Genomic DNA, 14,502 nt, shown 5'->3' with positions numbered 1-14,502 from the left:
GAATTACAATTAACCCGCAAGTCATTGTTTTTAATCATTTTTATTAAAGTGACTGTTTTTTGAACAATTTGTTAAAATGCCGATTACCACTCTCTCTCCTGCGACAACCTACAAGTTATCCACCAAGTTATCCACAGATACTGTGGACAACATTTCATCTCAATAACAGCAGCAAGACGTTACTACAAGAATTTTTTTATATTAAATTTATCCATCAAGGGCTTGCAATTCCTAATCGCCATGAGGCGCCGAGCCACAGATACCCTCTCTATCTCGCCCAGAAATCAATCCACTTTAACCTCAGCAATTCAAGAACCTTAAGCTGTAATAATTCCGTCATAATAAAAGACAAACTGTCATATTATTGTAATAAATTGGAGGGCGAATGAAACTTCAACACCAAAAATAAGAAAAGTGATCCCAGCACCTACCTGACATCACACTGAGACATATATATATGAAACAACAAGTGCTACCTACCATACTAATACTCTGCGCTGCGCCGCTCGCGCACGCAGATGTCTCCTTTTATGGTAAGGCTAATGTCTCATACCAAAACACCAAACGGGAAATCGGCTCAAACACTAATCAATGGGAATTAAATAGCAACGCCTCAAGAATCGGTGTAAAGAGCAAAATCCCAATTGATGACAGTAAAATAAGTGCAATTATTCAAATCGAGTACGAAGTTGCTATAGATGATGGCGAGACCGGGAACAACCAAAGCCTAAAGCAGCGCGACACCTTTGCGGGCCTAACAGGCAGCTGGGGCAGTATGGTTGCAGGACAAATGAATACCGCAACTAAAAATATGAGTCGAGAAGTCGACTTATTCAACAACCTTGCTGTCGGAGACGTCAAACACTACTTGAGCGGTGAAAATCGGCTGAAAAACACTATTCGCTATAGCACACCCCGCCTACTCAACCACCTAAGCGGCAGTATTGCGGTGATACCAGGCGAGGACAGCGGCAGCAACAAAGAGGGCACAGCCGACGGTTCAACCGTCTCAGTGCGCTACGATGGCGACGGTGTGGCAGTTGGATTTGCGCATGACCAAGACGTTAATGGCAAGAACCTTAATCGCGCGATTGCACATCTAAAGATCATGCATGTTGACCTTGGCATACTCATTCAAACATCCGAAGTCAGTAAACCAATGAATAATAACGACGAAGACGAACAAGCCGGCGTATTAAGTCTATCCTACCACGCCAACATAAAGCTCGATTTTAAAATTCAAATAGGCCACACCGAGATCGATTTATTTAATGGCGACAAACAGTTAAATCAAATTGCGACGGGTGTCGACTATAGAATCAGCAAGTCATTAATGGCTTATGGCTACAGCGCCCAAGTGACAAGTAAATCCAGTGCAAGCAGCACTTCAAAAGACCGCACTACCGGTATCGGCATGGTACTGCGGTTTTAGTAAGCCAAATGGCTGCGACGGGAACGGTGGTTGATTGTTGAGGTATATGCTCTTTAACAAGCATATAAAGTCAACTCCAGCCCTCCCCTAAAAATAAACTCCGACGATCGGCTAGCGATCAACACAAAACTGCGCAACATTATCGCCGTTAGACTTTATGATGACCTTGACTAGCTAAAGCTCATCGCAAAACCTAATAACTTAGCAACCACACCGTAAACCCACGTCTTGATGGTTTTCCACCACTCAGGCTGCTCGCGGCTCTCCTTATCTACATTGGCCTGCTCTAAAATATACGCGTGTAATGCATAGGCATCCGCGTCACTTAAAACTTCAGAGAAACCAACCATCCCCGCTTTCGCCATAATACCATCGAGCACAATCGCATTAAAATTATCATGGAAAGCCTTGGGCAAATGACGTAAATCAGGGATTGCTCCGTTTGAAATAGCCTCGGTGCCGTGGCAGGCACTGCAGTAGGCGTAATACAGCGTTCTACCCTTCTCAAGCACTGCTTTATCTGCCGTTAAGCGCGCTGGTGGCTCGTGCATTTGTTTGAGTGGGTTGGCTGGTAATGGCGCCGCCACACCTCCTAACTTAAAGGTCAACACGCGACTTGGCGGCGGTGACACCTCTTGCTCTAGCCCGGCGATCAAACCAAAAGCACCGCCCCAGCCGGCTAAAATTGTTACATACTGCTCGCCGTCAACGCTGTAAGTGACTGGCGGCGCCATAACACCAGTATTTGCGTCAAATGACCAAAGCTCTTCGCCATTACCCGCACGAAACGCCAGCACCTCACCCTCCGCCGAACCTTGAAATACCAGACCGCCCGCAGTCGCTAATATGCCACCATTCCACGTTAGCTTATGCGGCACCTGCCAGGCAGCTTCTTGCTTAACAGGATCCCAGGCCAACAACGCGCCCTGCGTGATTTTACGGACCAAGATTTGGGCTAAAATAGGGTCTGCAACGGACTGCTGCTGCATATGCACACCTAAATTCCACTGCCCCCACTCATATAAATAATCATCCACTGCTTTATATTCAAACAAGCTATTAATAACAGGGATATACACCAAGCCGGTTTGTGGACTATAAGCCATTGCCTGCCAATTATGGGCGCCCATAGATGACGGTCTAACCAATTGCGCGCCGTCCAAATAACGAGCATTTTCAGTTTCGACAGGACGGCCAGTTTCTAAATCGTAGTGACTTGCCCAGTTCACATCAACATAGGGCTCAGCGGAAAGTAATTTGCCATTGAGTCTGTCTAAAATGAAAAAGAAGCCATTTTTAGGTGCATGCCAAATAACCTTGCGCGATTCACCTTTAACGTCCATATCAGCAAGCATAATATGCTGCGAGGCGGTGTAATCCCAGGATTCGGCCGGCGTTTCCTGATAGTGCCAAATGTATTCGCCACTGTCGGGGTTAAGCGCAACAATCGACGATAAATAAAGATTGTCGCCACCTTCCGGACTGCGTATTTTCGCATTCCACGGCGATCCGTTACCGACACCGATATAAAGTTGATCTAATTCATTATCGTAAACAATAGAATCCCAGACCGTGCCGCCGCCACCGTTCTCCCACCACTTACCGGTCCAGGTCTCCGCCGCAGCTCTCATCGCCTCGTTTTCAAAGCCGTCTGCAGGGTTAGCGGGAACCGTGTAAAAGCGCCACAATTGCTCACCGGTGTTCACATCGTAGGCGCTGACATAGCCGCGCACACCATATTCCGCCCCGCCATTACCAATAAAAACTTTACCCTTGGCTACCCGCGGCGCGCCCGTAATCGTATAGGGATAGGCCTTGATATCAGCGGTTGCCACTTCCCAAACTTTCCCACCAGTCGCAGCATCTAAGGCAATTAAGCGCGCATCGAGGGTACCGAATATTATCTTGCCCTCGTAGGCTGCCACGCCGCGATTAACCACATCACAACAAGCCATCTTCGCCCACTCACGAGGAACCTGCGGATCATACTTCCACAGCAACTCGCCACTTCGGGCGTCCAGTGCGTAGACCACACTCCAGTTACCCGTTAAGTACAACACACCGTCTATTGCGATTGGCGTTGCCTCAAGACCGCGATTAAAATCAGTATCAAATGACCACGCCAAACTTAAATCTGCAACATTGCCGACATTGATTTTATCTAGTTCACTGTAACGCTGCTCTTTGTAATCCTTGCCATAAGACAGCCAATTGTCCGGCGAATTAGCAACGATACTCTCGGTATTAACCGTTGTTGCATCGGCATAACCAAACAATGAATGGAATACCATACCGGCAATAAATACCGCCGACATAATATTGCTACTGATTTTTACCATGTTCATTTCTCACTATTATTATATTTTATTAGCTGTCAATCATTGCATACCGAGGTAAAACAGCATTCAACCCGAGGCACTATTCACTCTAGGGGTTAAACCCGACCTTATCGCTGTAGAACGCTTTTATCTCAGCAAGATCTTTTTCGTAGTTGCCACTAGGATAAAATACTTTGCCAATGCCGGTCTGCCGCTTTTTGGTGTCAAGAAAAGCAAAATAAATTGGCACGCCAGCGCCGATCGCAATGTGATAGAACCCTGCCTTCCAATTGTCGACCTTGCTTCTAGTGCCCTCTGGCGCTATCAATACCAGCAGATCATCTCGCAAAGCGTACTGCTCAATAATTTGATCAACGGTGTTATTGGTTTTACGTCTATCAATACTAATGCCGCCAAACCAACGCATGACAAAGCCCACCACTCCCTTGGGAAACAAAGTGTGTTTACCGATCCAGTGGACGTCTAAACCCAATACAAAAGCTGCCCCCATCATCGTAGGAAAATCCCAGTTGCTGGAATGCGGCGCTGCAATCAATATATATTTCTTATGGCTAGGTTTTTCACCTACTACTTCCCAGCCTCGAAGCCAAGTAAGAGTTTTAAACACCAAACGGAAAAAGTCGCGCACAATAGGCGTATTAAAGACAGTACGGGTTTGCATGAATCAGAATCACTCTGGCACAACTAAACAGACGCTACATCATTGTTGCGCTAATTTTTGATTACGGGGAGTTTACCAACAAGCAGGGTCAGTACAAGCACCCTGCCCTTGTGAACAAGGTATTTAAACGAATCTTAATCTTTAAAATCGGCAGTCTTACCTTCGCTCGTCGCGGCAATGGCTTGCATCACATCCTCAAAACTCAGCATGCCCGCATTCCACGTCGCTTGGTAATTTAAGGCATCTGCGACGCTGTGATCACGGGTATAAAGCAACATTTGCTTGCAACCGCGAATCGCCAATGGCGACTTACGAGCAATATCTTGAGCAAGCGCGGAAACCGCTTCAATCATTTCCTCATAGCTATCAAAACGTTGATTGACCAAACCAATACGCTCTGCCTCAACTGCATCCACATTGCGACCCGTATAGGCAAGTTCACGCATCACCCCGGCGGGAATAATATGCGGCAGCCGCTGCAGGGTGCCGACATCTGCCACCATGCCTATATCGATCTCCTTTATCGAAAATTTAACCCCATCACAGCAATAGCGCATATCGCAGGCGCTAATAACATCAACACCGCCACCCACACAACTGCCCTGAATAGCTGCCAAAACCGGCTTTCGACAGCGTTCAATAGCGGTTAAATTTCCCTGCAAACGCAAAATTACTGAGCGAAATTGTTCAACAAAGCGAGATCTTTCTAGTTCATTTTCCCCACCACCCAAACCCGCAAACATTGCCAAATCAATACCGGCGCAAAAGTGGCGACCTTCACCGCATAACACCACAGCACGCACAACTGGCTCTTGATCTAACCATTCAAAGCAGGCCTGAATCTCATCCCACATTACTTGGTTAATCGCATTAGCTTTGTCGGGACGATTAAACGCAACCCAAGCGACATGCTCTTCCATTCGCACTTGCAAGGTGGTGTAACTAGGGGGAACCACATTATTCATTATTATCTCCACTCTTTCATAAAATCAGTCTGAGCCAACTCAGGAAGGGGTTTTGACTTTCCATCCTGTGTCCCCAGATATAAAAATCCGGAAATTTCCTCGTAGCTCTCTAGATTTAAGCCACAGCGAACCACTTGATCACTGGCGTTGGCACCTGTGCGCCAAATACCTGCGTAGCCCAAGGCTTCGGCGGCCAGTAGTGCACCATGTGCAGCGCAGCCCGCCGACAGTTGTTGTTCAATTGGCGGTATCGTCGGATGCTCATTAATACAGGCGATCACGACTAAAATAAGTGGCGCACGCAAGGGCTGCTGCCGACAGCGCTGAAGATTTGCCTCACTCGCATTGGCATCACGCTGCTGTGCGGCATCAGCGAACAGCTCACCCAGAGCCGATAAAGCGTCTCCACGAACAATCAGGAACCGCCAGGGCCGCAGACGACCATGGTCAGGCGCCCGACTCGCACACGCGAAAATTTCAGCCAGCGCATTATCATCTGGCCCCGGCGCGCACAATCTGGCCGCCGAATTACGACTTTTAAGTAGCGTTAGTGCATCCATTATGCCGCCTGCTTGGCGCTGACACGAAGTTGCTTCAATTGCTCAGGACTCACTGGCTCTCCACTTTCATAGTATTGCTTCATACTTATTGCCACATCACGGATAACGCCTCGAAATACTTTGTGTAACAAGCGCTCATGCAGAAATCGGCCAAATCCGCCCCAGCGCATATCGAACATAAGGCTAGTGGTGAGTGCCGTGCAGTTATGACCGGCGTCATCCAAGCGGTAGCGAAACGCGGCCCTAGCGAACGGCGATGGTGCGCCCTTCTCGCCGTTGTGAAGCCGAATTAAAAAACCCTGCCCGTCATACCATTCCGACACCGTTTCATCCAGCGGCTTACCCGATGCCTGAAACACTCTGCGGCTGGCATCCACGCCCTCAGTCTTATCTGTGGTTATTTCAGTGCGAGTAATGCCTGGCACGTAATTATGGGCAAGCGACAAATCCTTTAGCAAATTCCACGCCTGCTCCTTTGGAATATTTATAACGACTCGCGCAGCCGCCTCATATCTCATTGTCCATTTCCTCTAGGCAAAAAAACTCCCGAAATTTCGGGAGATCTATTCAACCATGAATTCAATTAGCTGTCTCGACTTGAAAAGCATCTATTAGACATTTAGGGCTGCTGAGGGATTAGGAAAATCGGCGATTAAAATCCTCTGCGTAGGCAGCTATCCATTCAACCGCCGCCTCTTCGGGATCAAGCTCCCGACCCTCACGCTTTTTTACTTCGCGGCGATAGCTCTCAATCTGACAAACCTGCTCAACCATCCGTGTGCGATAAGCATCTTGCTCATCTTCAAACGCTACACCTAAGCGATAGCTAGAGCGCAGTGGCCGACACCATATAACGCGCCCACGCCCAGCTGACTCGTCAGACAGAGATGGCACATAGTAGTCTATTCTACTGCCGACCGTAATTTTACACGCTACATCAAAGGAAAGACCTGCAATGCTGACGTCGTGCAAACACCCGAGCCGACAAGCTGACTCCCCTATCACTTTTACAGCAACCGGAAAATCGCTGGCATGACGAATAAATTTCCGCATACAAGCCCCTTTAGGTATTCTGTGTAGCGCAACACACCTTAAAGTGGGCCACATATGCTGGCACTTACCTATCCGTACTTACCCGTGCCCCAACGTCGCATTAGCGACATAAAAACATAATGAGTAAGCAGCTGCCGCTTAGTTAGTCCTTAGATTTCAACCACGATGCATAGGGCGACTCAAACTCAAGCGCCACTTTTTCTGCCCAGCCCTTAATACCGATACCCGCGCGACTCATCTCAAGATCGCCGCCATCAAGCACGTTTTCACCAAACTGGTAGCGCACACTAAAACCGGTTTCACAGGCGGCGTTATCATAAGCCGCAGCTGCAGCCTGAACCTGTTCTCGACGACCCAAATAGGCCTGCCACGCTTTATTGCCGTGACGTCCCCTGAGCATTTTTTCACTGAGTTGCGGCGCCAAGAGGGCAACACTGGCATTGTTGCCACCGAAACCCTTGGCATTCAAGATTGCAACATCAAGGCTATCGGACTCAACATGCATATGCTCTTTTTGCAGACGTAGATTACTTTGATGAACATCGTCAGCGATATGATCGATAGTTGCTATCCCAGGCAGGATATTGTCCTGCCACACCCCTAGGCTGGCGATAAGCTGATCACCAGAGGACGCACCGATACTGTGGCCGATATAAGCTTTTATCGCAGCGACAGGCCAATTCTCGATACCAAATATTTTGGCCGTCTCATTCAAAATATGCGACTCCGTGACCCTGTTTTGTGGGGTGCTTGTACCGTGAGATTGCACAAAGCTTCGCGTCTTTATTGCCTTGTCGCCAATAATGCTGGCTGCTGCCGCTACCGCCTTAGCCGCCGTCAAATAATTACCAACACCGGGGGAAGAAATCGATTTTTTGTAGCCGTCGGCATTAGTAAAAACATCGGCCACTGCCCCGTGGATTTGGGCGCCAAGCTGCAAAGCAAGTTCGTCGTCAAATAACACAATAAACTGCGAAGACTCTGAAATCGTAAACCCACAGTTGCTACTAAATGGCCGACTTGCACGGCGGTAATCTGGTTCGGTAAGACCGTTTTCCGCATCAAGCTTCAGTAAATCTGCATCCGAGGCCAAGGCGCCCATAGTGTAATAGCCGTCAATAACACGGGGATCAACCCCCGACTCCGCAACGCCAACGACAGCCACCTTGGTAAGACCATTACGAATATCATTGACTGCTTGGCGCAGATTGTAAAAGAAGGTCGCGCAAGCACCCAAACTAGGGCCGCTAGTGCCAACATTGCCCAGAACATAGGCACTCACAAAGTCGGCTGGCATATCCGCCAAACCCAAAGCCAATTGTTTAGAACTCACCCGGCCACCATTGGCACGCGCGCCCAGCAAGCCACCAAAGCCATTTTCATCTAACTGCGCCATTGCCGAGCTAGCATATACCCCCATTTGATCTGGGCGGATATTATCCATCACCGTCTGCCACTCCAGCCCCATTGACTTTAAGGCATCTGAGGCTCCGCAGATGGCCATTTGTAATCCACGCGGATGATTTCTAGAGGCGTATAAACTGGCCGGATCAAACCCGGTGGGCAACTGCCCCGCTGAAGACACCTCAATTTTTCGAGTGGTCGGCACTAAAACATGACAGTCTTCACCCACGCGGACCGACACCTTTCCGCCACCCAGCTCCGTCACTTCCCAGCCACCGGGCAAGGTATCAGGCAAATCCCGAGCGCGCGTTACAAACTCCAAAACGCCGTCAGCACCGCTTAGCGCCATGCGCTTATTCCACGCGACCTGATCTGTATCGAAAATATTGCCTTCAATTTTGCGAATCAAGGTGTGATCGCGCATATATTGACGCTGCGTATCTAAGCCGGCCTGATCTGCAGGGATACCCATTATTGCTGCCAAACTGCGGTAGGTGCGCGCAGCCTTGTCCTCGGGTAGAGCGTCTAATACCAAGCGGCGATAACCGTGATGAAATGAACTCCGGCCGGCAGCGTTGACGCCCCCAAACCCGACTATAATTGGCAACTTACTCACATTAAATCCCTATACACGGCATAAACTATATTAGCGCTAGTCTATCGATGTTGGTCAGATTGAAATAGAATATAACCGCCAATAGATAAAACGATTACGCCAACATGAAAAACATTGCCCTGCTTGCTTTTAACGATGCACTCGCCACCAGTATTAGCCTACCCAATGAGCTGTTAACGGCGGCAAACAGCGTGTCACGTCGAGACCAGCGCCAGCCCATTATGCATTCAGAATTTATCGGCCTAGACCCCTCGCCTATTAGCGTGTCTGGGGGTATGCAGATTCTGCCAAATGCCGATCTCTACAGTGGCAAGGAATACGACTTTATTATCATTCCGAGTCGCTGGCGTCACCCGCATCGCGGCTCGCCCACTCGAACCGACGTACAGCAGTGGCTCCAAGAGCATGCCGCCAGGGGCGCTGAAATTTGCGCGGTCGGCAACGGCAGTTATTTTCTGGCCGAAGCAGGCTTGCTCAATGGACGAGTGGCGACCACTCACTGGCACTATTTTGACGATTTTGCCGCCCGCTACCCACAAGTCTCACTACACCGTGACTACCTCATCACCCAAGCTGACAATATTTACTGCACCGGTAGCGTAAATTCCGCCGCTGATCTCATTATTCATCTTATTGATCGCTACTGGGGGCCCTCTATTGCCAATCGGGTAGCTCAACAATTTTCACCCGAAAGCCGGCGACCTTTTTCCCGTAACAGCTACCGCGTCAATCGTAGCGATTTACACCGTGATGAAGTTATTGCACTCGCCCAAAACTGGCTGGCCCGCAATATCGCCACCCCCCTTAATATTCCGGAGCTAGCCAAGCAAAGTGGACTCAGTGAGCGCAGCTTCCATCGTCGCTTTCGCCAAATCACTGGCCTACCGCCATTGCAGTACCTGCAAAAATTACGTATCGACCTCGCCAAGGACTTATTGCAAAACAGCAATCTAAGCGTTGAAGAAACTGGCCAACAATGCGGCTATAGCGATACCAGCTACTTTTGTCGACTGTTTAAGCAACACAGCAGTGCAAGCCCCGGCGAATACCGCCGCGCCGTCCGCCGGAAACTGTTTGAAGTCAATAAAACATGATAGTTGGCATCACCGATGGAAATGCCGTAAAACCTTGAAAAATGGGCCTTCACGTGGCTAAATATGTCGCCTCTAAAAGTTCATTTTTTCAAAATTAGCGTCTAAAGATCGCGTATCTTGCGCATCCAAACGCATATCAACAGGAAAACATCCTATGTCTCACGTATATATTGTTTCCGGCGCGCGCACGCCTATGGGTGGCATGCTGGGCGTATTTAGCTCGCTCACCGCGGTAGAACTCGGCGCAACCGCCATTGCTGAAGCGGTAAAACGCGGCAATATCGACGCAGCAAAAATTGAAGACGTGATAATGGGCTGTGTCTTACCTGCTGGCCTAAAACAAGGCCCCGCGCGTCAAGCCGCTATCGCTGCAGGTATTCCAAAATCCACCGGCGCAGTCACGGTGAACAAACTGTGTGGCTCTGGTATGCAAGCGACCATCTACGCACACGACCAAATTAAAGCGGGCAGCTGTGACATCATTGTCGCTGGCGGCATGGAAAGCATGACCAATGCACCACACATTGTATTGAACGCGCGTAAAGGTGTCGGCACCGGCGGCAAGGCGCTTGAAGACCATATGTTTATCGATGGCTTACAAGACGCTTACAGCGGCCGCATGATGGGCAGCTTTGCCCAGCAAACTGCCGACGATAATGATTTTACCCGTGAACAAATGGACGCCTACGCGATTGAATCCTTGACCCGGGCTCGCACCGCCATTGAAAACGGCTCGCTTAAAGCCGAAACCGCGCCAGTGACAGTTAAAACGCGTCACGACGAAACCATCATCAGTGATGACGAACAGCCACTCAAAGCTCAACTGGAAAAGGTACCTACACTGCGGCCAGCCTTCGCTAAAGACGGCACTATTACCGCGGCAAACGCCAGCTCGATTTCTGACGGCGCCTCTGCCATGGTTTTAATGAGCGAAAAAGCGCTTAAAGAAACCGGCGCAACGCCCATGGCACGTATTGTTGCTCACACCCGTCAATCTTTAGATCCCGCGCTGTTCACCACCGCACCTGTTGGCGCCATGCAAAAACTGCTGGCTAAAACTGGCTGGAATAAAGACGATGTTGATCTTTGGGAAATTAACGAAGCCTTTGCCATGGTAACCATGCTGGCGATTCGTGATCTTGAACTCGACCATGCCAAAGTTAACGTTCACGGCGGCGCCTGCGCCCAGGGCCATCCTATCGGCTCTACTGGCGCACGTGTTATTATTAGCCTGATGTATGCCTTACAACAATATGGCAAAAAGCGCGGTATCGCCTCGCTATGCATTGGTGGCGGCGAGGCACTTGCCGTGGCAATTGAGCTGGTCTAGTAAACACTAGCTTGGCGGCCAGAGGCTTCGCTGGTCGCTATCTCCATCACCCTTTAAATCGTATAACTTCAATTTTCATTTCCAACATCACTGCGTCGCGTATAATCTCGCACAGCGCGCGCGGCACGAACCCAACTTTTACTTTTTGGCAAGATAAGCGCAGACAATAGGGCCGTTTATAATTATAAATAAACCATTACCCAAACTGTTAACAACGCCAGAGACCAAAACAACGTTGATACAACGATCTCACTATTATTTTCTTTCTGTAATGAGGAACACCCCATGACCGCAATCGGTCGCACTAGCCGCCTTACCATCAAACGTCACACCCAAGCTGGGTATTACTTAGACGGCGGGAAGCTCGGGGATATTTTTTTAAGCCGCAAGAGCGCGCCGGAAAATTGTGAACTAGACGACGTCTTAGAGGTGTTTGTTCATCATCATAGTGACGGCAGCTTAATCGCAACCACCAAAACACCTTTTGGCCAATTAGGTGATGTGCTGCCATTAACCGTCTCGCAGATCAACGATACCGGTGCCTTCCTAGACTGGGGCTTAGACAAAGAATTACTCATGCCCTATGCAGAACACGTGGGTGAGATCACTGCCGGCAAAAAAGTCCTGGTCAAAATCTATCTCGATAAAAGCTATCGTATCGTCGCGTCCATGAAGCTGGATGAGTTTATTGAAGACACCGCGCCGCATCTCAGCCGCGGTCAATCGTTCACGGTCACGGTTGCCAATAAAACTGAACTTGGCTACAAGGCGGTGATAGAAAATCAGTACTGGGGACTACTCTATGACAGCGATCTCGTTCGCCCAATACGCAAGGGCGAAAGACTCACGGCGTACGTTAAAAAAGTGCGTGACGATGGCCGCATCGATTTAAGCATTCAGCCCGTGCAAACTGCTGGCGGCAGCGATATAGCAAGTAAAATAATTAGCCAGCTTGAAGCGAATGATGGTTTTCTTGAGGTCGGAGATAAAAGTTCACCAGAAAAAATCTATGCTCAGTTCGGGGTGAGCAAGAAGATTTTCAAACAGGCAATCGGTCGTCTTTACAAGCAACAGCGCATCACCATTGAAGATACTGGCATTCGATTAATAGAATCATAACTATTCTTCCTTAGCTCAAACACAATTAATATAACGGAAAAAAACGCAATGGATGCCCTGACATTCCTAAACACGCAAAGCAGCCCCATTAGATTAGCCGTTATTGATGACGATGGTTTCCCCATCGTCTGCTCGCTTTGGTTTATCCTTAATGATGATCATATCCTTTGCGCTACCCACGCTTCTGCGAAAATAATTCGGGTGCTAAAAAAAAATCCACACTGCGCATTTGAGGTTTCAATTAACGAAATGCCATATAAGGGCGTAAGAGGTAAAGCACTTGCTAGCCTTGAAAAAGATAGCGGAGGCCACGTGCTTGAGCAATTATTAGAGCGCTATGTTGGCAGTTCACAACCCAGCTTGACGAAGTGGTTACTGAGTCGCAGCCAAGATGAATATGCCATCCGGCTAGATATAAAGACCATGTCGACCTGGGATTTTAGCGAGCGAATGCAGGGCAAGTAGTGGCCCTACGAGCAGCGGTGAGAACGGCTGCCGCTGCATGGCCACGTAACAAAAGATTACCCGTACTCGGCTTATATTATTCCTTTTAATTGGCTGCTTGGTGGGGCCAAGACCATCAAATACTATAAGGATAAGGGCTTAAATCAAGCAAGCCAGACAAGCACTATCAAGCTAATATATGGCGCTATCATAGTAATTTATGAAGCATTTCCGTTCCGTTAGGCTACTTAGTTAAACCACACTGTTATCGCTTCTTACGCTCAGTTGTAATATCCTACGCCGTTTTACGCAAAACTAAATTGTTAACCATTAATGGATCTACAACAATGCTCATAGGAATCCCAAAAGAACTCGCAAACGGTGAAAACCGCGTAGCGATCATTCCGACAGATGCCAAAAAGCTAATCAGGGCCGGTGCTACGATTCAAATCGAAGCGGGCTTAGGCTTAGGCAGCGGCTTTAGTGACGAAGAATATACCGACGCTGGCGCCACTATTATTACTGACCGCAACGTCGTACTGGCGAGTGCCGATATCATTTTACGTATCAGCAAACCCAGCTTGGACGAAATTGGACAGATGAAGTCCGGCTGTATCCACGTCAGCTATCTGGATCCATTCAACGAACACGACCTTATTAAAGCGTTCCGTGATCGTGGTATTAGTGCGATCAGCATGGAAATGATACCCCGTAGCACGCGCTCGCAAAAAATGGACGCACTGAGCTCACAAGCTAGCTTGGCAGGATATGTGATGGTATTGCTTGCCACCACTAAACTCCCGCGCATCCTTCCCATGATGATGACACCAGCCGGCACCTTGAAGCCGTCTACTGCCTTCATCATCGGCGCTGGTGTTGCCGGCCTCCAAGCCATTGCCACCGCCAAACGTCTTGGCGCCAAAGTTGTCGCGTTTGACACCCGCAGCGTCGTTGCCGAGCAAGTGCGCTCACTGGGCGGCAAGTTCCTAGAGATTGACTTGGGCGAAACCGGACAGACCAAAGACGGTTACGCACTAGCACTAACTGAAGAGCAGATGAAACTGCAGCTCGAAGGTCAGAAGAAGCAAATTGCCGAGTCTGACATCGTGATCACAACGGCTCAGCTATTCGGCCGCAAGCCACCCGTCCTAGTAACCAGCGACATGATTAAGGGCATGAAACCCGGCTCTGTGATCGTTGATATGGCAGCTGAAAGTGGCGGTAACGTGGAAGGCTCTGTTGCTGGCAAAACCGTGGTTGTAGACGGTGTCACCATTATTGGCGACGGCAACTGGTCGAATTTCGTTAGTCGAGATGCTAGCCAAATGTACTCTGCCAACCTCTTCAACTTAGTTGATGAAGGCTGGATCGCCGATGACAAGAAAATGGTTATCGACATGGAAAACGATATTCTGCAGGGCTGTGTGATTACCCACGGCGGCGAGATCGTTAACGAAACCATTAAAAACCTGATTAACTAGGAGA

Annotated in this window: 13 protein-coding genes; 6 read left to right on the top strand and 7 right to left on the bottom strand. The window is 48.9% G+C overall.

Going from position 1 to position 14,502, the window contains the following annotated elements; translation table 11 throughout:
* The first annotated feature begins 457 nt into the window (after positions 1–457).
* Positions 458–1,432 (top strand): porin, encoded by a 975-nt coding sequence (locus tag ACI955_RS00485; RefSeq protein ID WP_415241770.1) that lies wholly within the window; start codon positions 458–460, stop codon positions 1,430–1,432.
* A 170-nt stretch (positions 1,433–1,602) separates the two neighbouring features.
* Here the strand turns inward: ACI955_RS00485 and ACI955_RS00480 are convergent, their stop codons facing one another.
* From ACI955_RS00480 to ACI955_RS00450, 7 genes are all read right to left on the bottom strand, one after another.
* Positions 1,603–3,771 carry a PQQ-dependent dehydrogenase, methanol/ethanol family gene (locus tag ACI955_RS00480; RefSeq protein WP_415241769.1) on the bottom strand — a complete coding sequence of 723 codons (2,169 nt, stop codon included), beginning with the start codon at positions 3,769–3,771 and terminating at the stop codon, positions 1,603–1,605.
* An 88-nt stretch (positions 3,772–3,859) separates the two neighbouring features.
* Positions 3,860–4,432 (bottom strand): lysophospholipid acyltransferase family protein, encoded by a 573-nt coding sequence (locus ACI955_RS00475; protein ID WP_415241768.1) that lies wholly within the window; start codon positions 4,430–4,432, stop codon positions 3,860–3,862.
* Positions 4,433–4,566: 134 nt separating this feature from the next.
* On the bottom strand, positions 4,567–5,397 hold the full coding sequence (locus tag ACI955_RS00470; protein WP_415241767.1) for a crotonase/enoyl-CoA hydratase family protein: 831 nt from the start codon (positions 5,395–5,397) through the stop codon (positions 4,567–4,569).
* Positions 5,398–5,399: 2 nt separating this feature from the next.
* Complete coding sequence (locus tag ACI955_RS00465) at positions 5,400–5,957, bottom strand: nitroreductase family protein (RefSeq protein ID WP_415241766.1); 558 nt, start codon at positions 5,955–5,957, stop codon at positions 5,400–5,402.
* On the bottom strand, positions 5,957–6,475 hold the full coding sequence (locus ACI955_RS00460) for an SRPBCC family protein (RefSeq protein WP_415241765.1): 519 nt from the start codon (positions 6,473–6,475) through the stop codon (positions 5,957–5,959). Before ACI955_RS00460 ends, ACI955_RS00465 begins: the two co-directional genes overlap by 1 nt.
* Positions 6,476–6,593: 118 nt before the next feature.
* The gene (locus tag ACI955_RS00455) at positions 6,594–7,010 is read right to left on the bottom strand and encodes a PilZ domain-containing protein (RefSeq protein ID WP_415241764.1); all 417 of its coding nucleotides are present in this window, start codon (positions 7,008–7,010) and stop codon (positions 6,594–6,596) included.
* Positions 7,011–7,152: 142 nt separating this feature from the next.
* A complete protein-coding gene (locus ACI955_RS00450; RefSeq protein WP_415241763.1) occupies positions 7,153–9,030 on the bottom strand; it encodes a beta-ketoacyl synthase in 1,878 nt (625 codons plus the stop codon).
* A gap of 104 nt (positions 9,031–9,134) precedes the next feature.
* Here ACI955_RS00450 and ACI955_RS00445 point away from each other — a divergent pair, with 104 nt between their 5' ends.
* From ACI955_RS00445 to ACI955_RS00425, 5 genes are all read left to right on the top strand, one after another.
* Positions 9,135–10,124, top strand: a complete 990-nt coding sequence (locus ACI955_RS00445; RefSeq protein ID WP_415241762.1) for a GlxA family transcriptional regulator — start codon at positions 9,135–9,137, stop codon at positions 10,122–10,124.
* 154 nt (positions 10,125–10,278) lie between these two features.
* Positions 10,279–11,454: a thiolase family protein gene (locus ACI955_RS00440; protein WP_415241761.1), complete on the top strand. Its 1,176-nt coding sequence runs from the start codon at positions 10,279–10,281 to the stop codon at positions 11,452–11,454.
* Positions 11,455–11,739: 285 nt separating this feature from the next.
* A complete protein-coding gene (locus tag ACI955_RS00435) occupies positions 11,740–12,573 on the top strand; it encodes a S1 RNA-binding domain-containing protein (protein WP_415241760.1) in 834 nt (277 codons plus the stop codon).
* 48 nt (positions 12,574–12,621) lie between these two features.
* On the top strand, positions 12,622–13,038 hold the full coding sequence (locus ACI955_RS00430) for a pyridoxamine 5'-phosphate oxidase family protein (protein WP_415241759.1): 417 nt from the start codon (positions 12,622–12,624) through the stop codon (positions 13,036–13,038).
* Between the two features lie 326 nt (positions 13,039–13,364).
* Positions 13,365–14,498, top strand: coding sequence for an NAD(P) transhydrogenase subunit alpha (locus ACI955_RS00425; RefSeq protein WP_415241758.1), 1,134 nt, complete (start codon positions 13,365–13,367; stop codon positions 14,496–14,498).
* Positions 14,499–14,502 lie beyond the last annotated feature (4 nt).

Source organism: Zhongshania sp. (assembly GCF_047636175.1).
Lineage (GTDB): Bacteria > Pseudomonadota > Gammaproteobacteria > Pseudomonadales > Spongiibacteraceae > Spongiibacter.
Note: the sequence above shows the minus strand (reverse complement) of the source record. Positions and strands in the feature narration are given on the sequence as shown.